Source organism: Neobacillus niacini (assembly GCF_030817695.1).
GTDB lineage: Bacteria > Bacillota > Bacilli > Bacillales > Cytobacillaceae > Neobacillus > Neobacillus niacini_F.
Genome location: NZ_JAUSZQ010000002.1, coordinates 4,615,294 through 4,635,189, shown reverse-complemented (window position 1 = coordinate 4,635,189; position 19,896 = coordinate 4,615,294). Strand labels below are relative to the sequence as shown.

15 protein-coding genes are annotated in these 19,896 nt (G+C 37.4%); 11 read left to right on the top strand and 4 right to left on the bottom strand.

Annotated elements, in window-relative coordinates:
- The first annotated feature begins 177 nt into the window (after window positions 1-177).
- On the top strand, window positions 178-1,344 hold the full coding sequence (gene yhbH, locus QFZ28_RS23410) for a sporulation protein YhbH (protein WP_307196888.1): 1,167 nt from the start codon (window positions 178-180) through the stop codon (window positions 1,342-1,344).
- A gap of 43 nt (window positions 1,345-1,387) precedes the next feature.
- Here the strand turns inward: yhbH and QFZ28_RS23405 are convergent, their stop codons facing one another.
- Window positions 1,388-2,539: a sensor histidine kinase gene (locus tag QFZ28_RS23405; RefSeq protein ID WP_307196887.1), complete on the bottom strand. Its 1,152-nt coding sequence runs from the start codon at window positions 2,537-2,539 to the stop codon at window positions 1,388-1,390.
- 271 nt (window positions 2,540-2,810) lie between these two features.
- The gene (locus QFZ28_RS23400) at window positions 2,811-3,962 is read right to left on the bottom strand and encodes a GGDEF domain-containing protein (protein ID WP_307196886.1); all 1,152 of its coding nucleotides are present in this window, start codon (window positions 3,960-3,962) and stop codon (window positions 2,811-2,813) included.
- A 146-nt stretch (window positions 3,963-4,108) separates the two neighbouring features.
- Here QFZ28_RS23400 and QFZ28_RS23395 point away from each other — a divergent pair, with 146 nt between their 5' ends.
- The gene (locus QFZ28_RS23395; protein ID WP_307196885.1) at window positions 4,109-5,110 is read left to right on the top strand and encodes a DoxX family membrane protein; all 1,002 of its coding nucleotides are present in this window, start codon (window positions 4,109-4,111) and stop codon (window positions 5,108-5,110) included.
- A gap of 34 nt (window positions 5,111-5,144) precedes the next feature.
- Here QFZ28_RS23395 and QFZ28_RS23390 read toward each other — a convergent pair whose 3' ends face one another.
- The gene (locus QFZ28_RS23390; RefSeq protein WP_307196884.1) at window positions 5,145-5,807 is read right to left on the bottom strand and encodes an FMN-dependent NADH-azoreductase; all 663 of its coding nucleotides are present in this window, start codon (window positions 5,805-5,807) and stop codon (window positions 5,145-5,147) included.
- A 231-nt stretch (window positions 5,808-6,038) separates the two neighbouring features.
- On the opposite strand from QFZ28_RS23390, the gene QFZ28_RS23385 reads away from it, so the two are divergent.
- Complete coding sequence (locus tag QFZ28_RS23385) at window positions 6,039-7,064, top strand: GGDEF domain-containing protein (protein WP_307196883.1); 1,026 nt, start codon at window positions 6,039-6,041, stop codon at window positions 7,062-7,064.
- 47 nt (window positions 7,065-7,111) lie between these two features.
- Here the strand turns inward: QFZ28_RS23385 and QFZ28_RS23380 are convergent, their stop codons facing one another.
- The gene (locus QFZ28_RS23380; protein WP_307196882.1) at window positions 7,112-8,122 is read right to left on the bottom strand and encodes a DUF1646 family protein; all 1,011 of its coding nucleotides are present in this window, start codon (window positions 8,120-8,122) and stop codon (window positions 7,112-7,114) included.
- Between the two features lie 229 nt (window positions 8,123-8,351).
- On the opposite strand from QFZ28_RS23380, the gene QFZ28_RS23375 reads away from it, so the two are divergent.
- From QFZ28_RS23375 to QFZ28_RS23340, 8 genes are all read left to right on the top strand, one after another.
- Window positions 8,352-9,650: a Gfo/Idh/MocA family protein gene (locus QFZ28_RS23375; RefSeq protein ID WP_307196881.1), complete on the top strand. Its 1,299-nt coding sequence runs from the start codon at window positions 8,352-8,354 to the stop codon at window positions 9,648-9,650.
- 163 nt (window positions 9,651-9,813) lie between these two features.
- Window positions 9,814-11,151, top strand: coding sequence for an ABC transporter substrate-binding protein (locus tag QFZ28_RS23370; protein WP_307196880.1), 1,338 nt, complete (start codon window positions 9,814-9,816; stop codon window positions 11,149-11,151).
- A 155-nt stretch (window positions 11,152-11,306) separates the two neighbouring features.
- A complete protein-coding gene (locus QFZ28_RS23365; protein ID WP_307196879.1) occupies window positions 11,307-12,248 on the top strand; it encodes a carbohydrate ABC transporter permease in 942 nt (313 codons plus the stop codon).
- An 8-nt stretch (window positions 12,249-12,256) separates the two neighbouring features.
- On the top strand, window positions 12,257-13,093 hold the full coding sequence (locus QFZ28_RS23360) for a carbohydrate ABC transporter permease (protein ID WP_283864031.1): 837 nt from the start codon (window positions 12,257-12,259) through the stop codon (window positions 13,091-13,093).
- Window positions 13,094-13,122: 29 nt separating this feature from the next.
- Complete coding sequence (locus QFZ28_RS23355; protein WP_307196878.1) at window positions 13,123-14,466, top strand: ABC transporter substrate-binding protein; 1,344 nt, start codon at window positions 13,123-13,125, stop codon at window positions 14,464-14,466.
- 92 nt (window positions 14,467-14,558) lie between these two features.
- The gene (locus tag QFZ28_RS23350) at window positions 14,559-15,665 is read left to right on the top strand and encodes a glycoside hydrolase family 88/105 protein (RefSeq protein ID WP_373428101.1); all 1,107 of its coding nucleotides are present in this window, start codon (window positions 14,559-14,561) and stop codon (window positions 15,663-15,665) included.
- 102 nt (window positions 15,666-15,767) lie between these two features.
- The gene (locus QFZ28_RS23345) at window positions 15,768-18,671 is read left to right on the top strand and encodes a fibronectin type III domain-containing protein (RefSeq protein WP_307196877.1); all 2,904 of its coding nucleotides are present in this window, start codon (window positions 15,768-15,770) and stop codon (window positions 18,669-18,671) included.
- An 89-nt stretch (window positions 18,672-18,760) separates the two neighbouring features.
- A complete protein-coding gene (locus QFZ28_RS23340) occupies window positions 18,761-19,882 on the top strand; it encodes a type I phosphomannose isomerase catalytic subunit (RefSeq protein ID WP_307196876.1) in 1,122 nt (373 codons plus the stop codon).
- Window positions 19,883-19,896 lie beyond the last annotated feature (14 nt).

The following is a 19,896-nucleotide window of genomic DNA, read 5'->3' as shown; positions in this document are numbered from 1 at the left end:
CTCGTCCATTTTTAATAGCATAAGCCCAATTGTCAAAATAATTTGTAAATTATTTATGGCTTCTGCATAGGATAAAGTAATCAACATTATACGCATTTTTGCACTCGGGTTATTTTATGACATTTGAAAAAAAAATGTGACTCAGGGAAATAAAAAATTTATAAGGAGGGGTTTACATTGTCTGACAATAACCATCAATTTGTGATTTCAAGAGAAGATTGGTCCCTCCACCGTAAAGGCCACGATGACCAGCAACGGCATCAAGAAAAAGTCCAGGAGGCAATTCGAAACAATCTTCCTGACTTAATTACAGAAGAAAGTATTATTATGTCTAATGGACGCGATGTGGTGAAAATACCAATTCGTTCACTGGACGAATATAAAATCCGCTACAATTATGACAAAAACAAACACGTGGGCCAAGGAGACGGTGAGAGCCAGGTAGGTGACGTAATCGCTCGTGACGGATCGAGTCAGCAAAAGGGTCCAGGAAAAGGGCAAGGTGCTGGGGATCAAGCCGGCGAAGATTACTTTGAAGCTGAAGTATCATTAATGGAATTAGAGGAAGCTTTGTTTAAACAACTAGAGCTGCCAAATCTGAAAAGAAAAGAAGAACAGGAACATTTAGTGGAGAATATTGAATTCAACGATATCCGTAAAACAGGTCTAATGGGTAATATTGATAAAAAGCGTACGATGATGTCTGCATTTAAGCGAAATGCAATGAATGGAAAACCAGCCTTCCATCCGATTTACAAAGACGATTTGAAATTTAAAACATGGAATGAAGTGATTAAACCAGATTCCAAAGCAGTCGTGATTGCTATGATGGATACGAGTGGATCGATGGGAATATGGGAAAAGTATATGGCTAGAAGTTTCTTCTTCTGGATGACACGCTTCCTGCGTACAAAATATGAAACTGTTGAAATAGAATTCATTGCTCACCATACAGAAGCTAAGGTTGTGACTGAGGAGGATTTCTTCTCCAAGGGTGAAAGTGGAGGGACCATCTGTTCTTCTGCGTACCGTAAAGCCTTAGAAATTATTGATGCAAAATATAATCCACGAAAGTTCAACATCTATCCATTCCACTTTTCTGATGGTGATAATTTAACTTCTGATAATGCTCGCTGCGTAAAGCTGGTTGAAGAACTAATGAAAGTCTCAAACATGTTTGGATATGGTGAAGTAAATCAGTATAATCGCCATTCTACACTTATGTCAGCCTACAAAAATATCAAGGATGAGCAATTCCGCTATTATATTCTCAAGCAAAAGGCGGATGTATTCCATGCGATGAAAAGCTTTTTTCAAAAAGAAGAAAATAAAATGTACGCCTAAAAAAATCGACAGGTACCATGCCTGTCGATTTTTTTTGTATATGTTAATTCTCAATTTTCTTGATCGAGGTAATGGTAGGAAACTTAATATAAAATGTCGTGCCAGCTTCAATTTCACTTTCCACTCGGATAAAACCATGCATAGCACGTACGATACTATAAACCACCATCATTCCAAGCCCAGTACCGTTCTTACCTTTTGTTGAATAATAGGGCTCACCGAGACGTTCAATTTGTTCGGATGTCATCCCAATGCCAGTATCTCTGATACAAACCGTTACATAATCTTGACTAAAATGGGTTTCTATATATAGCTGACCACCATTAGGCATTGCCTCAACAGCATTTTTAAAGATATTAATAAAGCATTGGCGGAATCGTTGTCGATCACCCTTGATGAATCCAATCACTGAAAAATTAGTGATAATCTCGACGGAATTTTGATTTGCCATCGGAGTTACGATGCTAATGATTTGCTTTAGCTCATTTTTGACATTAAGTTCTTCGATGGAAACTAAGGATGGCTTGGCAAATGTTAAATAATCTTGAATGACTCGTTCGGCAGAATTAAGTTCATCTTTTACAATCGAGAGGTATTCCCGGCGTTTATGTCTCGGGAGATAGTCATCGTTAAGTAATTGGACAAAACCGCTCGCAGCCGTCAGCGGATTGCGAATTTCATGGGAAATGGCCGCACCCATTTGTTCTACCGCCTTAAGTTTTTCTACTTTAATTAATTGATGCCTAAGTTCTACACTTTTTTTGATATATTCAATTGAATAAGCAATAAGACCAATACCTATTGGTGGAATCACAAAGTAGGCAATCAAAACATCATACCAAGGGCTGCCGGTATATCTAAGTAATTCTCCCCCCGTAGTAAGGATTCCAAGGATTATTCCTAAAAGAATAGCTACAGAGATTCTACGATTAGAAGATTGTTTCCAAAACCAAGGTGTAAGTCGAAAAAAAACAATCGCAAGCGGCACATAGAGAAGGATTGTTGCAAGCAAGCCCGTGTCCAAGCCATAAAAGCCTCTAATGATTACCATGGCAATCACAATAATAAGCCCAATTCCAAGATATAACCCACCAATAACGATTGGAATAATCCTTAAATCGTACCGCGCATAGGGAACGGGATTATAAGAGAACTGAATACAAATCCATAACACCAGGACAGAAATGATAATCATAGTCGTTTTTGATAACGTAAATTTTGTACTTTGATCCAGCCAAATTAAGCAAAAGAGGAGCAATATTATTAAAATGGAAAGATTTAAGAAAAGGTGTTTAGTAATTTCCATCTATTTTCACCGTCCCAAGGGCTTATAAGAAAAATTTTACATTTAACTTCGTCCCATTACAACTAAATTTACTAATTATTTTGAATAAATACATGAAAAGAGAAGATAATTGTAGAAATTTGTATAAAAACCAAGGAATAATATCCTTCCGTTTTTATCTTTATGGAGTTGAGATGGTATTCCTTCCTTTCGTTTTCGAGGTATATAAACAAGTGTCCGCTAATTGGATTAAATCTTTTGGCTGCGTCTCCAAGCTCGGAATGGTTGAGGCAATGCCAATGCTGATTGTAACGATTTCAGCTATTTCAGAACTTCTATGGTCAATTTTTAGGGATTGAACCTTCTTTTGAATTAATTCAGCGATAGCGAATCCCTGATCCAACTTCGTTTTGGTGAAGATAATAGCAAATTCCTCACCGCCATATCGACAAAATGTGCTATATGGGTTATTGGCAATAAGGTCTTTTATTGCTGAAGTAATGATTTGCAGGCATTCGTCCCCAACAAGGTGACCGTACGTATCGTTGTATTTTTTAAAGTAATCAATATCAAACATTAGAAGAGTGATTGGTGACTTGGTTTTCAGTAGCCTAGACCATTCCTTATTCAGAACTTCATCAAAATGCCTTCTATTTCCAATGCCTGTTAGGCCATCCATATAAGAAAGACGATTTAGAAACTCATTTGCTTTATTTAGCTCCTGTTCACTTTCCTTTAATTTTAGGAGGCTGTCATTTAATTCTCTTACCGCTGCATTTGAGTTAGCAATGTAAATGGATAAGTGATAAGCGAAAAATCCACCGATTAACGAAATAAGATAATGGGTCATTAAAACATTTATAAGTGTGTTTTCATCTTCAATATAAAGGGTAAAGACAATTGAAATAAAAAATAAACCAATTAGGTTCATATAAAATGCCTTTAAATTTGGTTCGATGTCTAATTTAGAAAATCCACCACACACTATTCCTGTAAGGAATGCGCTGATTGCTGCAACAAACGCAGTGTCAGTAAAACCAAAGAAAATTATTCTTCCAATAGCAATTAATCCAGAAGCAATGATTGCAGGTACCCATCCTCCAAAAGAAGCTGCAATGACGATTGCAAGATGACGCAGGTCGGCAATGGTAGTGGGATTTATTTGAAAACTAAATAACATTAAGATAATTCCTAAGATACCATAACAAATTCCCCAATAAAGTTTTGTCCTAATTGCAGCGGAGTGAAGTAATGGTTTGTTTTTTAAAATTTGACCCATTACTGTAAATGCAGTAATTAGTATAGTTATATTTGAAAAAAAGTCTTTTAACATTTATGTTCTCCTAATAAATTTCATCCATCAATCTATTATAGAAGAAAAACATTCTTCTGGGAATGAATGTGTATATTTCTTAGAATAGAATATTTGAGCTATTATCCGAAAACCATATAGATGACTACTCGTTTTGGGAGGTTATAATGAAAAATAAAGCTAAGGTCTTCTTCATGTTCGTTTTTGTTATCATTTGTTCACCTTTTTTTGTTGAGGCACATGTAAAGTGGTTTACAGAAGTTACACCCGAAAAAGAAGAAATTGAACACATCTTATCTCCGATGTTTATGACGGTTACCATTTTGGTTGCTGCACTGCTGGCTGTATTGACGCAGCTTTTGCCAGTGCTTGATAAAATCCCAGTCACCAAAAAAATTGATAAATTTTTGGATAAGTACCGGAAAACTTCTCGGTACATTTTAAAATATGGTACAGCGCTCGCCTTAATTATTCAGGTTTTGGCTGGGACCATATTCGCACCCGAATTTGCTATCAACAACCAAATGATTCGAATTTTAATGTGGATAACGATTATCCTGCTATTGATACCCTTTCATTATGCGACAAAAGCTGGTGCCCTTATCTTATTGGGCTTATTTATATACCAGTTAACTCATTCTGGTTTATTTCATATGCTAGATTATGGCTTTTACCTTGCCATCGTGGGTGTACTATTAGTGGGAAAAACGAAACTAGAAGATTGGGGATTTCCTTTTCTATACTTAGGGACAGGATTGTCATTATGCTGGGTGGCAGTTGAGAAATGGGTTTACCCCACAATGAGTATGGATATTATTCATCAGCACGGGGTTCCTACGTTTGGTTTTCCTCCAGTCACATTTGTCGTTCTTGCAGCATTTATCGAATTTGTTGTTGGTTATCTGCTGATTGTGGGAATCTTAAACCGCCTTTTAGCTTTTGTGCTGACATTGATTTTTATTTCAACCACCATGTTGTTTGGTATTACAGAGATTATCGGACACCTAATGATTCATATCGTCTTAATTATCTTTATCATAGAGGGTGTATCGTTTTATGACCCGCCAATTAACATCCATAGAACAAAAATTTCTCAAATGGTTTTTGTATTTTTGAATTTTGTCTTTACATTGGCAACCTTCCTTCTCATTTATTATCGTTTTGCATAGCGAAAAAGCTTCCTACTTTAAGGAAGCTTTTTCGCTATGAAAGTAATACGGGTGAATTTATCATTTCTTTTGCTGCAAGAATTGCTTCTTTTTTCGCCTTTTCTACAATTTCAGAGACTTTTTGAGGATAAAGGTCTAACGCTTCCGCTATGATGGTATCCATTACCTCAATGCCAAGGAAATTAAGCGCAATTCTTAAATAACGATCGCCACATTCTAACTCCTTCATTGGTGTTCCGGTGTAAAGACCACCACGGGTATTGATATGAATGGCTGTTTTACCGGTTAGAAGACCCTTCGGACCATTCGAAGTGTGTGCAAATGTTTTACCGGCAATAAACAAATTATCTAAGTATGCTTTTAACACCGCTGGCGAGCTTAAATTCCAAATCGGCGAAACGAAAACATAGTAGTCATAAGAAAGGAATTCATCCGCGAGAGCATGCATTTTTAGTATTTTCTCACGCTCACCTTCAGTTAATTGATCTAGTGTATAACCATATCCCGCTAATTTACCTCTAGCTGACACTAATTCAGCATCCATATGAGCAATATCTAAAGAGAATAAGTCGATCGTTTTTATTTCCGTTTCAGGGGATTCTTCTTTAATGGTATTGATAAATGCTTCGCCTATTTTCAAGCCTTTTGATTTCTCTAGTCCTTTTGGATTTGCTGTAATATATAATAATCTTCCCACGTAAACACATCCAATCCTTTTAATAGCCCTCATTACTACTATTATAAAAAAAATAAACCTGCCCAATTTTGTACAATAGGTGAAATTCTTGAACATTAAGTGAAGATTAACCTCATGATTATTTTTTTCTTTCATTAAATTGTTAGAAATTTTTTGGAAAATCAGTCAGGAATGCAATATGATTAAGGTAAAACTATTAGAAGATTTAAAAACTAAAAGGCGGAATTAATCATGAACCTAAATTCCCAAATTACCGATGAAAGTGAAGTAGAGAAGTTACGCAGAAGAGTTGAAGAATTAGAGGAAAGAGAAAAACAGCTTGTTAAGAGCCTTCGTACGAATAAATCCTTGCATTCGAAAATTCTTAATGCGCTCCCAATAAATATTTTTTTAGAGGATCCGGAAGGTCGAACGATGTTTGTAAATGAACAGGTTTGTAAAGCACATGGTGTAAATGCGGAAAAACTGGAAGGAAAAACAGTGTTTGACTTTTTTCCTAAAACCATTGCTGCAAAACTACGTGAAATAGACCTAGAAGTGTGGGAGAAGCGTACTCTTCAAACAAATGAAGTTGCCACAGAATTTCAAGGAAAAAAAGGCCATATGCTTACAGGAAAAACCATTATCCATCTGGAAGAATCTAATCAAGACTATTTACTCGGATTTGGCATAGATATCACCGATTTAAAAAATGCGGAAGAGAAGATTACACATATGGCTTACCATGATGCATTAACAGGATTGCCTAATCGCTGGTTTATAAAGTCATGTCTAAAAAATTGTCATTCTCTTCCTGATGAAACACAAATGATGAAAGGCGTTCTTTTACTAGATTTAGACCATTTCAAAGTGATTAATGATAGTCTGGGACACGAAGCAGGTGACCAGTTATTACAAGCTGTTGCTAACAGGTTAAGAGGAGTCATTCAAGCAGATAATGTTTTAGCGCGATTTGGCGGAGATGAATTTATAATCCTAATGCAGCAAATTGTATCAGCAGATGAGGCATTTGAAGTAAGCAAAGAGATATTAAAAGTGATGAAAGAACCATTTACTATTTACGGACAAAAATTTACGATTTCTCCAAGTATCGGTATCAGTTTACATCCTATCCATGGTGAAGATATGGAAAATCTAATTAAATACGCGGACCTAGCCATGTATCATTCAAAGGAACAGGGAAGAAACTGCTATTCCCTGTTTACCCCGTTAATGAAGGAAAAAGCCCTATCCCGAATGAACATGCTGGCAAAATAAAAAAGAATCGACACCACTTTATGTGGAATCGATTCTTTTTTTACTTCTTAAAAAAGAAACAAAACAACAAAATAAACAGCCATGGTTATAAGGCCAACGGGGACACCAAAACTTGCCCATTCTTTACTTGTAATGTTAAGTTTTCCTGCTGCGATAATATTAGGGATATTGCCAGGGATCAGCATACCACCACTAATAATTAGTCCCATTAAAACAGCCTGGATGGTTGCTTGGTCCATTGCTGGACTAATTTCAGCTGCTGCAAGGGTAGCATTATCTAATATGGCGGAGATCATATTGATCCAATATAATAACATTGGATGAAGTCCAAGAATATACTCATTTATTAATGGTTCAAACCCATGTCCAAGGAAGGTTAATCCCATTACAAACAAGTAGATTTTAGCAGATCGAATCAGTATTTCTTTATAGCTTTCTACTTTTTGTTCAGCCGTTAAACCGTCAGTACTTTCTTGGGGTTTAACTAAAAGGATTGTCAATATCCCAAAGATAACAACCGCTGGGATAACTTCCGGCCCAATTAATTTTAGTAAATAAAAAAAGTCTTCGTTTAACTTACTAATCGTAATGGTTGCTAAAGGCTCACCGATGGGGGTGAGGGCGGCACCAAGCCCAATTGAAAAACATGCTAAAACAGTAAAGCGAATTTCAGATTTACGGTCAAGGGGAAGGACGTTAATGATAATCACGAGCACAATTGCTGCGATGATAGCCGTAATAATGCTTGAGGCCAGTCCCAAAATAATAACGGTTAATCCGAAAAAGATCCTAGGAGATAGTATTCGGTTCATCCATAGAATGGATTTTTCCAGCTGAACCTGCCCCCATTTACAGACTAATCCTGCAATCAAGACAGCTAAAGTAATAGTAATAGGATCGATTAGAGCTTTTTCGATTAAATGGAGATTCATCATCCCGCTAATTGAAGCAGCTGCAATACCCATTACAAACAAAAAGATTTCTAAATTGTGTTCAACCTTTTTTACCGAAAAAGGCAAAAATAAAACCAGAATTAAAATAATTACTAATCCAATCATTCATACCAGATCCCTTGTCTTTATTGTTTAATGAAAAAACTATAAATCTATTATAAGCTTTTTTTTATCGAGTTTTAACAGAATAATATAAATTATATATGATATATTTATCGAAATTATCTTAAATATTTACACAAAAGTCTAAAGATTCTCCATTAAGATAGAAACCGTTTTCATATAAAATGAGGGCAAGTAAATTTGCCTTTATTAAAAATTGGAGGACATTAGTATGAAAAAGTATGTAATCTGCGGTGTCAGCAATCGAGCATTAGAAATGTTTATTAAACCACTCGTAAATGAGTTTTCAAAAGAAAATAAAATTGTTGGATTATTAGATGCAGACCCGCTTCGATTTAGTATTTGTAAAGAGAAATACCCGCAGTTAGACCAAGTCCCCACCTTCAACCCAGAACAATTTGAAACCATGATTGATCAAACCAAACCAGATTATGTCTTAGTTACGGGGAGAGACGATACGCACGTAGAATATATTTTAAGAGCGTTACATAAACAGGTGAATGTGATAACGGAAAAGCCAATGGTGACAAAAGCAAGTGATGCCAATAAAATAATGCAGGCTGAAGCAAAAAGCAAAGGGAAAGTCATTGTTACATTTAATTATCGGTATAGTACATTTCACCGGAAAATTAAGGAAATGATTCTTGAAGGGAAAGTAGGGAGAATCACTTCCATTGACCTAAATTGGTATATTGATACGTATCATGGTTCAAGTTACTTTAAAAGATGGAATCGAAGCCGTGAAAATTCAGGAGGCTTATCCATTCATAAATCTACCCATCACTTTGATCTTATCAATTGGTGGTTAGACCAAAAGCCAGAAGAAGTATTCGCGTATGGTGCTTTGAATTACTATGGACAGGATGGTGAAATGAATCCTCGGAAAGAGTCCGGTCGTTTTTGTGGGACTTGTGATGTTAGGAATGACTGCAGTTATTTTCGAAGGTGGAATCCCCGAGCAGGGTCCACAACTGTTAGAGATGATCACCTTTTAGCAGGTGTGTATGAAAAGGATGTACCGTATACAAATTATCGACCTGATGCATGCATTTTTGACGAAGAAATTTCGATTGAGGATACGTATGTAGCTGCCGTTAAATATGACGGGGGGAGTATGCTTAGTTACTCGATTAATTTTTCAGCTCCATATGAAGGATACCGCTTGGCTATTAACGGTACCAAGGGAAGAATTGAAACAACCGAGTACCATGAACCTTCTAGGATTCCATTTGAATATCCTGAACAAAAGATAGATTATTACCCTCTTTTTGGCGGGAAAGAAACGATTGAACTGGTACAAGATCCCGGAGGACACGGCGGGGGAGACCCTATATTATTAGCAGATCTATTCCTTGGTCCGGACCCGGCCCGAAAATATGAGATTTTGGCCGGAGCTGAGGCAGGTGCCTATTCCATTGCGGTCGGTGAAGGGGTATGGCGTTCAGTTGCAGAAAAGAAACCCATTAACATAAAAGAAATCCTATTTCATTCGGAGCATCAACTAACCTAGTGATAAAAGAAAATCTAAGTGAAAAAACATACTATAAGTTAAATTTGAACTTTCTAGTATGTTTTTTCTTTTTTTCAATGAAATTACCTTTGCACGTGGCTTCAAAATGAGTAGAATGATTTTATACTTTTAGGAAGTGGTTTTTCAAAGAGGAGATTAAAACATGCTTAGGAAGAATCTGACAGCTTCTGTGATGGCCCTGATCGTGGTAATTGGATTGGTGCTTACGGGGTGCAACGGTGAAGACTCATTATTTCAAAAGTCAAACTCTAAAGAAGATGAGCGAATTAAAATCGTTTTTTGGGATGATAATACAGGTCCACAACGGACGCCAATTTGGGAGAAATTAATTACTAGGTTTGAAAAAGAAAATCCAACCATTGATGTCGAATACATCGGATTGCCTAAGGACTCAGCAAAAGCGATGTTTGACGCGGCTATTGCTTCTGGGGAAACGCCTGATGTGGCAAGTGTTTATGCGAGTTGGCTGCCTGAATTTTCGCTGCGTGACGCTTTGTTACCGTTAGATACTTATTTTTCCAAATGGAGTGAAAAGGATAAAATAAATAAAGGTGCGATAGAGTTTAATAAACGAATGGTAAGTAATCAAAAGTTATACGGCATTCCATATACTCAAAACCTCGATATCCTCTGGGTCCGATCTGATTGGTTTAAAGCTGCCAATTTGAACACTCCTGAGACATGGGACGAGTTCTTTGGTGCAGTTGAAATGTTAACAGATAAATCGAATAATCGTTATGGTTATACAATCCGTGGGGGAGCAGGGGGCTCTTTCCAGTTACAACGGATGATGTATGCCTACTCAGGCATTGAAACATTCTTCGAAGATGGAAAAAGTACGATTAATGATCCGAAACATGTAGAATTCTTAAAGAAATATTTTGCCTTGTATCAAAACTATACCCCTATCAACGATATCACCAATGATTATAAGGCGATGATTGCTGGATTTGATTCTAGGTCGGTTGCGATGTTACAGCATAACATAGGATCTTTTGCGGAACATAGTGAAGCGCTGGATTTTGGCCAATTTCAGGCAATCCCCTTACCAAAATCAGATAAAGGTTATTATGTAGCAGAAGACGGCAACACCATTGGGATCAGTATTTTTAAAGGAACCAAGCATCCAGATGAATCATGGAAATTTATTCAGTTTATTAATTCGAAAAAAGCGCAAAGCTATTGGAATCAAAGTGTCGGTCAGATTCCTACTAATATAGATGTACTAAATGAGGACTGGATCAGGACTTCGCCGCATATTCAGACAGCACAGAAGGTTTATAATGATCCAAGTACGATACTTTTTGAGCCTCCATTTTATCTCTCGGAATATCGTACGATTTTAAATACAATCGTCGACACCGGTACACAATCGGTACTAAGTGGAAACTTGACCGTGGAAGAGTTTCTAGATAAATGGGCAGAAGCAATGGAAGAAGCTCAACGACAATACGATGAAACATTAGTGAATACAAGATAAATTTAGGCATTCGAAGCACATAAGCATCGGATGCCTTTTTGTATTTTTATCTATATTTTGAAATATCTTAAAATTTTAATCAATCATCTTAAAAATCTTTAATTATTTAAGAAACCGTTTTCATTTATTATAAAAAACAGAGAGGAGGAAACTAGATGAATTATTCACAAGGTGTTACTGAAACAGTTGTTAACAGCAATAAGACGGTGAATCGGAAGAAAGTCAAAAAGGATAAATGGGTTCCCTACCTTTTTATTCTACCCTCTTTCCTTATTATCTTAGGTTTTCTTTTTTATCCGATAGCGACTGTATTCTATTATAGTGTTCAACACTATGACGTGTCGGCACCATATTATAATGGCTTTGCTGGTTTAGAGAACTTTAAAGAAATTTTTACGAATGACAAGATGTTCATACCTAGTTTAATTAATAGTTTGAAATGGGTTGTAACGGAAGTAGGATTACAATTAGTGTTTGGTATGATCCTCGCATTACTTTTGAACCAAACATTTAAGTTTAGAGGTTTAGTACGTGCGGTGGCATTTATCCCTTGGGCGATTTCAGGGGTTCTGGCGTCAACTATGTGGTCATTGATGTTTAACGAACATATGGGTGTACTCAATGACTTGCTTATGAAAATAGGGATTATTGATGAACCACAGGCATTCTTAGCAAGTACCTCAACAGCTTTTACATCGGTGATTATTGCTGAATTGTGGAGGGGTATTCCGTTCTTTGCCATTACTTTACTAGCGTCCTTATCAAGTATACCGAATGAACTATATGAAGCAGCAAGGGTAGATGGTGCAAGTAGATGGAAGTCGTTTATCTATGTAACATTACCACAATTAAAAAATACGATTGTCTTAACTACTTTACTAAGAGTTGTTTGGGAGTTTAATAACGTCGATCTATTGTTTAACTTAACGGGTGGTGGTCCGGCCCATTCAACCACAACTCTTACCATGTATATTGCAGATTTAGCGGTTCATGGAAGTAATTTTGGATACGGATCAGCATTAACGGTTGTTTCATTTGGGATCTTACTAGTTTTCGCCATCCTTTATCTGAAACTTTCACGTTATGAAAAGGAGTGATTTGAAGGATGTTTACGGCCAATAAAAAAGTCGACAAAATTTTAACGCTATACCTTCCTTTAACAATGTTATTGAGTTTTACCATTTTTCCAATCTACTGGACAATAAATACAGCCTTCAAACCTGAAGGGGATATCGTAAAACGTCCCCTGCAGTATTTGCCAGTAAACCCGACAACTGAAAACTTTGTCACTGCTTGGACCAATGTTGGTTTTGCTACTTTCTTTAAAAATAGTTTAATAGTTGGGGTTTCTACAGTTTTGGTTGTACTTGTCTGTTCGACTTTATCGGGTTATGCATTAAGCAGATATCAGTTCAAAGGAAAACGCAGTTTTATGATTATGCTGCTATGTACTCAATTCATCCCAAGAGCCATGATGATTATTCCTTTGTTCGTCATTTTCAAAAATCTTGGGTTAATCAGTAATCCACTTTCACTGATTATTACCTATACAGCTATCGAAATTCCGTTTACTACGATCTTGATGAGTGGATTTATCTCAAATGTTCCAAAGGAGTTAGAAGAAGCAGCGATGATTGACGGCTGCTCGAAACTTCAATCACTGCGCCATGTGGTATTCCCATTATTGCTGCCTGGGATTGTAGCAACAGGTGTATTTACATTCATTTATACTTGGAATGAATTTTTAATCGCACTGATGCTGACGAATCAACAATCCAAGTTTACGCTCCCTGTTGGATTAAGTACTATGCTGGGAGAATTTAGTATTAACTATGGAGCTTTGGCGGCTGGAAGTGTAATCGCTTTAATTCCTGCAGTTATATTATTTGCCTATGCACAGAAGCACCTTGTAAACGGTATGGGTGGAGCTGTAAAAGGCTAATTATAAAAAATATTTAAGGGGGCATTACCATGATGAAGAAAAAACTCTCAACCTCTGTGCTTGCACTAACAATGGCAACCGGAATGTTACTTGCAGGCTGCGGCGGTGAAGAAAAAGCTGCAACAAAAAATACTGAAAAAGCAGCAACGAAATCGGATGAACCTGTAACACTCCAATTTTGGGATGAAAATGCAGGCCCAGCACGTACCCCTGTTTGGGAGGAGGTAATTAAACGATTTGAAGAAAAGAACCCTAATATTGATGTTGAGTATGTTGGTATTCCAAATAGTTCAGCTAAATCAAAATATGATGCGGCTATCGCAGCAGATGATACGCCGGATATTGGATCTATGCAAACAACATGGCTGCCAGAATTCTCAATTCGTGAAGCTTTGCTGCCACTTGATTCTTATTACAAGAAGTCTGAAATCAGCAAGAAAATTAACCCAAGTGCTACAGGTGTAAATAAGAAAATAACTCAAGATGGCAAGCTATATGGAATTCCGTATGCACAAAATCTAGATGCCTTATGGATTCGTACAGACTGGTTCGAACAAGCTGGTGTACAAGAGCCTAAAACATGGGATGAGTTCTTTACAGTTATTGAAAAAATGAGAGATGAAAACAATAATCGTTATGGATTTACAATCCGCGGAGGTGCAGGTGCATCCTTCACAATCCAGAGAGCAATGTTTGCTTATAGTGGTTTAGACTATTTTGATAAAAATGGAAAGACCAACATCAATGATCCTAAACACGTAGAATTTGTTGAGAAGTATTTCTCTTACTATGAAAAATTAACACCAAAGAGTGATATCACGAATGGTTATAAAGAAATGATTGCCGGCTTTGATACTGGTGTAGTAGCAATGGTACACCACAATCCAGGTTCTTATGGCGAGCACAATAAAGCATTACCAGCAGGTTCTTACAAGTTAATTCCACTGCCAACAACAGACAAAGGTCAATATGTTGCAGAAGGTGGTAATGCAGTTAACCTAGCAATCTTCAAATCAACAGAACATGCTGATGAAGCGTGGAAATTCGTAGAATTTGTTAACTCAGAAGAATCACAAAGCTACTGGAATCAACAAACAGGTCAAATTCCTACCAACTCTGATGTGTTAGATGATGAATGGGTACAAGAAGCTCAGCATATCAAAACAGCATTTGAGGTTTACAACAATCCTGATACAAAACTATATGAACCGCCATTCTATCTACCAGATTACCGTGCGATTCTTGACGGTGTAGTTGACCCAGGAGTACAGGCAGTGATGAGTGGTAAAATGTCAGCAAAAGACTTCCTAGATGAGTGGGCAAAAGCCATTGAAGACTCGAAAACAAAGTACGACGAAACGTTTAAAAAGTAATTAAATCTTCATTCTGGGTGTTGATTCTATTAACACCCAGTTTCCCTATTTAGAAGAATAAATTTAGTTAAATGGTAAAGGAGATTAGGAGAATGGGAAAAACAACAGATAAAGTCAGAAAAGAAACGCCGCTAATGATGGCGGAAAAGGCATGCCAAGCATTAATGAATACTTTCCGTGCTGAGGATTTACCTCCAGTAAATTGGTTCCATTATCACCAAGGTGTTTTCCTATACGGAATGTATAGAGTTTGGGAAGAAACAGGTAAGGAAGAGTACTTCAACTACATCAAAGCATACTTTGATCACTTAATTGATGAAGAAGGAAATGTCGTTTTTGAGAGAGATCAGTTAGACTCTATCATGCCTGGGATCTTATTGTTTCCTTTATATGAAAAGACCAAGAATCCTAAATATATGATTGCGGCAAAGAAATTAAGGAGTGCATTAGATACAATCAACAGAACTACTGAAAATGGTTTCTGGCATAAGGAAAAATACCCTTATCAAATGTGGTTGGATGGTCTCTTTATGGGTGGACCATTCATGCTTATGTACAGCAACCATTTTCAAGAAGAAGAATTGATTCAGCATGTTATACTTCAAGAAAAGCTAATGAGAAAGCATATGACAGACCCTAAAACTGGTTTGCTCTTCCACGCTTGGGATGAGAAAAATGTGCAGCCATGGGCTGATCCGGAAACAGGCTGTTCACCGGACTTCTGGGGACGTTCAGTTGGCTGGTACGGTGCCGCATTGATTGATCTGTTAGAGGTTTTGGGGGAAAAGAAACGCGGTCAAGAGGAGTGGATTCAATCTCTGCAAAGTTTCATTCCAGCTATCGTGAAATTCCAGGATGAACAGTCTGGCCTTTGGTACAATGTGGTCGATAAAGGAGAACGTCCAGACAATTGGCTAGAATCCTCATGTTCTGCTCTCTTCTTATATTTTATTGCGAAGGCAATTAAGCATGGCATTGTTGATGATTCTTACCGTGAAGTTTGTGATAAAGCCTATGCAGGTTTATTAGAACATATGGTGGAAAGCGATGATTCTTCTTTTACATTAAAAGGAATTGTTATTGGAACTTCCGCAGGAACATACGATTATTATGTTTCACGTCCAACATCTGAAAATGATCTTCATGGAATGGGTGCCTTTATTTTAGGCAGCATGGCGTACTACGACCTCCTTAAGTAAAACTTGCGGGTAACGTTTTTTTTGATATGTCCCTTTCCTATTCAGTTTTTTTACATAGGAAAGGGAGCTTCACAATAGTGAGATAAAAGGTGGTAATAAGAGTTGAAAATACTTAAAACAAGTCTCTCTTTATTTTTTGCAATATTGCTAGTATTCAGTAACTTCGGAACGGCATCTTTGGCAATAACAAAAACCTCTACTCCGGGAGCACCGGTAAACTTACAGATACCGACTCTTGCTTTTGACGAAGACAGTATAACCCTTGTGTGGGAAAAACCTGAGAATTATAAGGATATCGTAGATTTTAATGTTTATATGGATGGAAAGAAGATTGGCAGTGCTTTAAAGGATAACAGCGGTCCGGCAAAAGAGTATATTGAGAATTTCTACGAAAATATTGATAAAGATGATTTTCATGTAGACATTCTCATTCATAATTTTACAGTAGAAAAATTGAGATCAAACACGTCTTATGAATTTTATGTTACTTCTGTAAATAAAGATGGAGTTGAATCAACACCTTCAAACAAGATTGAGGGAAAAACAACACCAGTACCCGAGGTTTTTAATATTGTCGATTTTGGCGCAACTCCAAATGATGAAACAAAGGATACCAAAGCCATTCAAGCCGCCATTGACGCAGCAACAAAAGGCGCGAAAGTATTAATTCCAGAAGGAAAGTTTATTTCCGGTGAAATCTGGCTTAAATCCGATATGACGTTACAAGTAGAGGGTTATTTACTAGGTTCCGATGACCCAGAAGATTATAGCAGGAATTTCTGGGTATATGATTACTCGACAGATGAGCGTTCCTATTCCCTGATCAATGCCCATACATACGATTATGGCAGTCTTAAGAATATCAGAATCACAGGGAAAGGAACGATCGATGGGAATGGCTGGAAGCTGGACCCTTCAAAAAACCCAACCATTGATGAAGCAGGTAATGAACTTCCATATTACTTTGCTGGCAATAATTCTAAAGTAACAGGAAATGTAAAAGTGGAAAATGGAAAGATGAGTGATCTAGATCTTACTTCCCCAAATACACTTGGGATTTTAGGAGCGACCCAGTCGTATGCGTCTCAAGAGATGGGGATGAACGTGAAATCCGCTTATTCCACACGCTCAAGCTTGATTACGGTACGTGGTGTGGACGGCATGTATTATGAAGGATTTACACAGCTGAATCCTGCTTTCCACGGTATCGTGAACCTTCATAGTAAAAACATTGTTGTAAACGGTACGATTTCAAAAACATACGACGCCAATAATGCGGATGGTTATGAGTTTGGTGACTCCCAGCATATAATGGTTTTCAATAATTTTATTGATACCGGAGATGATGCGGTTAACTTTGCAGCAGGTATGGGACAAGCAGCAGCAGGTAAAGAACCGACTGGAGATGCATGGATCTTCAATAACTATATTCGTGAAGGTCACGGCGGCGTGGTAACAGGCAGTCATACAGGCAGCTGGATTCAAGACTTCGTTGTTGAAGACAATATCATGTATAAAACAGATGTTGGTTTACGCAGCAAAACCAATACACCGATGGGTGGCGGAGCAAGAAACATCCTGTTCCGGGATAATGCTTTAGAAGGCATTGATGGAGATGGTCCATTTGTTTTTACTTCTTCATATGAAGATGCAAATGCTGCAATTCTATATGAACCAGCACAACAAATTTCACAATTCAGAGATATGAAGATTGAAAATACGACTGTACGCAACCAAGGCGGCAGCAAGAAACAAGCAATACTTGTACAAGGAAATAATGATGTCGGAGAAGTATATCACGAAAATATTACTTTTAAAGAAGTAAAGTTTGATAATGTATATTCCGTTAAAATGGATTACGCAAAAGACTTTAATTTTATTAATGTAGCTTTTACCAACGTCAAAGACAATAATGGCAATCCTTGGAGAATTACGAACTCCACAGGTCTGGAATTTGATAATACTACAGCAGCTCCTGCAGATGCCGCCAAAAAGCCTGAGTGGGCTAAGGAAGCCGCATTAGAAGCCGTCTCATCTGAAGATGGTAAGAGTGTGACCTTAACATGGGATGCTGCTTTAGACAATTTAGGGGTAGCGGGGTACACTGTCTATAAAAATGGAGAGAAGATTGGTTCTAGTTATTCCACAACGAATGAAACAAGCTTTACAGTTTCAGGTTTAACGCCTGCTGCAAAATATACCTTTAAGGTAGAAGCAACTGATGCGATTGGAAATCGTACTTCTGATGGCCCTACAACCAAAGTAAAAACAAATGGAGCAGCAGATGTAACTGCTCCGGTGCTTCCAGTAAATACTGAGATTAAAGAACCAACAACCACCATTCCAGCCAGTGATACTTTTAGTGGCAAGGATGTTGAGGTTGTATATCCAGGATTTACTTGGGCTTCAGTTACATGGGATGCAGCAAGTGACGACACTGGTATTGCCGGTTATAACGTATATGCAAATGGCAAATTACAAGGATTTGCTAAAACTAGCAACTATACATTATCCAATCTTCAACCAGGTACAAAATATGATGTTACAGTAGAAGCGGTTGATCTTGCAGGAAACAAGACACCTTATAACACATCTCTTGAAATTGAAACAGCAGTTCCATATGCAATTGGAGCACCAACCTTTAATGGTGCATTAAGAACAAAAGTTGAAAAAGATATAGCAAGTGTAACTCTCTCTTGGAATCAAGCAAAAGCCAATAACCAAGAAGTAATTGGATACCGTGTTTATGTTAATGGGCAGCCAATTAAGCCTGAAGGTGCAAATTTTACGCCTATTAACGCAGAAATGACAACGGCTGATACTACGTATACTGTTAAAGGTCTTGAACCAGGAATAGAATATACGTTTAAAGTAGAAGCTGTCGGAAAAGGAATCAAGTATTCAAAGCGAGAAAGACTTTCCGACGTCGTACTGAACGGTCTTGTCGAAGTTGAAGGCTATCGTTGGAGCGGCTTTGGACCAAGTAAAACACTCAATTTAAAATGAAGATTTATCAACTAAATAGAAAGCTTCTATTCAAATGGAGGCTTTCTACTCTTTTTATCTATTATTATATGATTAGGAGGTTTATTCCCTTGAATGTTAGTACAATAAAAATCGATGGATCACAGCCAATTAAATTATCACCAACTAGGTCATGGCGGACCTACGTAGGTGGAAAACTCCTAGATGAATTACATGGTATCAGTGATCCCAAGGATAGTCGTTACCCTGAAGAATGGATGATGTCGATTATTTCTACTAATAGAAATGCCGATCGACAACATCTAAAAGAGGAAGGACTCAGCAAGGTAGACCTTCCTGACAGGGACATTTCCTTGAAAGACCTAGTGGATAAAAATCCTGTAGAGTTCTTAGGGGAAAACCATGTTGAAAAGTTCGGTAAGCAAACAGGAGTACTAGTAAAGTTGATCGATACTGCTGAACGCTTAATTATTCAGACCCATCCAGACAGGAAGCAAGCGCAAGAGCTATTTAATTCAATGTACGGAAAAACAGAATGCTGGCATTTTGTTGGCGGAAGGGAAATTGGCGGTGAACTTCCCCATGTTTATATGGGCTTTAAACCAGGTGTAACGAGAGAGCAATGGAAAGCCTTGTTTGAGAAACAAGATGTCGAAGGCATGCTTAATTGTTTACATAAATACTATGTTCAGCCAGGAGACACTTTCCTCATTGAAGCTGGTATTCCACATGCCATTGGTTCTGGCTGCTTATTGGTTGAAATTCAAGAGCCTTCAGACATTACAATACGTTTAGAAAAAACATCACCTTCAGGATTACAAATTGACGATTTCTTAATTCATCAAGGACTTGGATTTGATCAGATGTTTGATATTTTTAAGTACGACACTTTTACTAGAGAAGAAACTCTAGAAAACTGGCAGGCAGCTCCTGAAATTGTCACAGAATCAGAAGGCAGTAAAGAAATTGAACTCATCGGTTATAAACGAACACCCTATTTTAGAATGACACAAGTCGAAGTCCAAACTGAGACTGAAGTTCAGGGGGACGGAGTATTTTCAGGATTATATATACTATCTGGTGAGGCAACAGTCATTACTGGTGAGGATCATCTGTTAGTAAAAAAAGGTGACCAACTGTTTATTCCTGCTCAAGTTTCTAGTTTTTCTTTGATAAATAATGGAAATGAAGCAGTTAAAGCGTTAAGATTATTTGGTCCTGATGTAAAATAGACCACAGCAGCCAA

Bases quoted from the DNA above. Each gene is read 5' to 3' on its own strand.
- QFZ28_RS23375 (WP_307196881.1), top strand. From the start codon at position 8,352: ATGAAAAAGTATGTAATCTGCGGTGTCAGCAATCGAGCATTAGAAATG.
- QFZ28_RS23350 (WP_373428101.1), top strand. From the start codon at position 14,559: ATGGGAAAAACAACAGATAAAGTCAGAAAAGAAACGCCGCTAATGATG.
- QFZ28_RS23400 (WP_307196886.1), bottom strand. From the start codon at position 3,962: ATGTTAAAAGACTTTTTTTCAAATATAACTATACTAATTACTGCATTT.
- QFZ28_RS23395 (WP_307196885.1), top strand. From the start codon at position 4,109: ATGAAAAATAAAGCTAAGGTCTTCTTCATGTTCGTTTTTGTTATCATT.
- QFZ28_RS23365 (WP_307196879.1), top strand. From the start codon at position 11,307: ATGAATTATTCACAAGGTGTTACTGAAACAGTTGTTAACAGCAATAAG.
- QFZ28_RS23355 (WP_307196878.1), top strand. From the start codon at position 13,123: ATGATGAAGAAAAAACTCTCAACCTCTGTGCTTGCACTAACAATGGCA.
- QFZ28_RS23385 (WP_307196883.1), top strand. From the start codon at position 6,039: ATGAACCTAAATTCCCAAATTACCGATGAAAGTGAAGTAGAGAAGTTA.
- QFZ28_RS23370 (WP_307196880.1), top strand. From the start codon at position 9,814: ATGCTTAGGAAGAATCTGACAGCTTCTGTGATGGCCCTGATCGTGGTA.
- QFZ28_RS23380 (WP_307196882.1), bottom strand. From the start codon at position 8,122: ATGATTGGATTAGTAATTATTTTAATTCTGGTTTTATTTTTGCCTTTT.
- QFZ28_RS23405 (WP_307196887.1), bottom strand. From the start codon at position 2,539: ATGATTATCATTTCTGTCCTGGTGTTATGGATTTGTATTCAGTTCTCT.
- QFZ28_RS23360 (WP_283864031.1), top strand. From the start codon at position 12,257: ATGTTTACGGCCAATAAAAAAGTCGACAAAATTTTAACGCTATACCTT.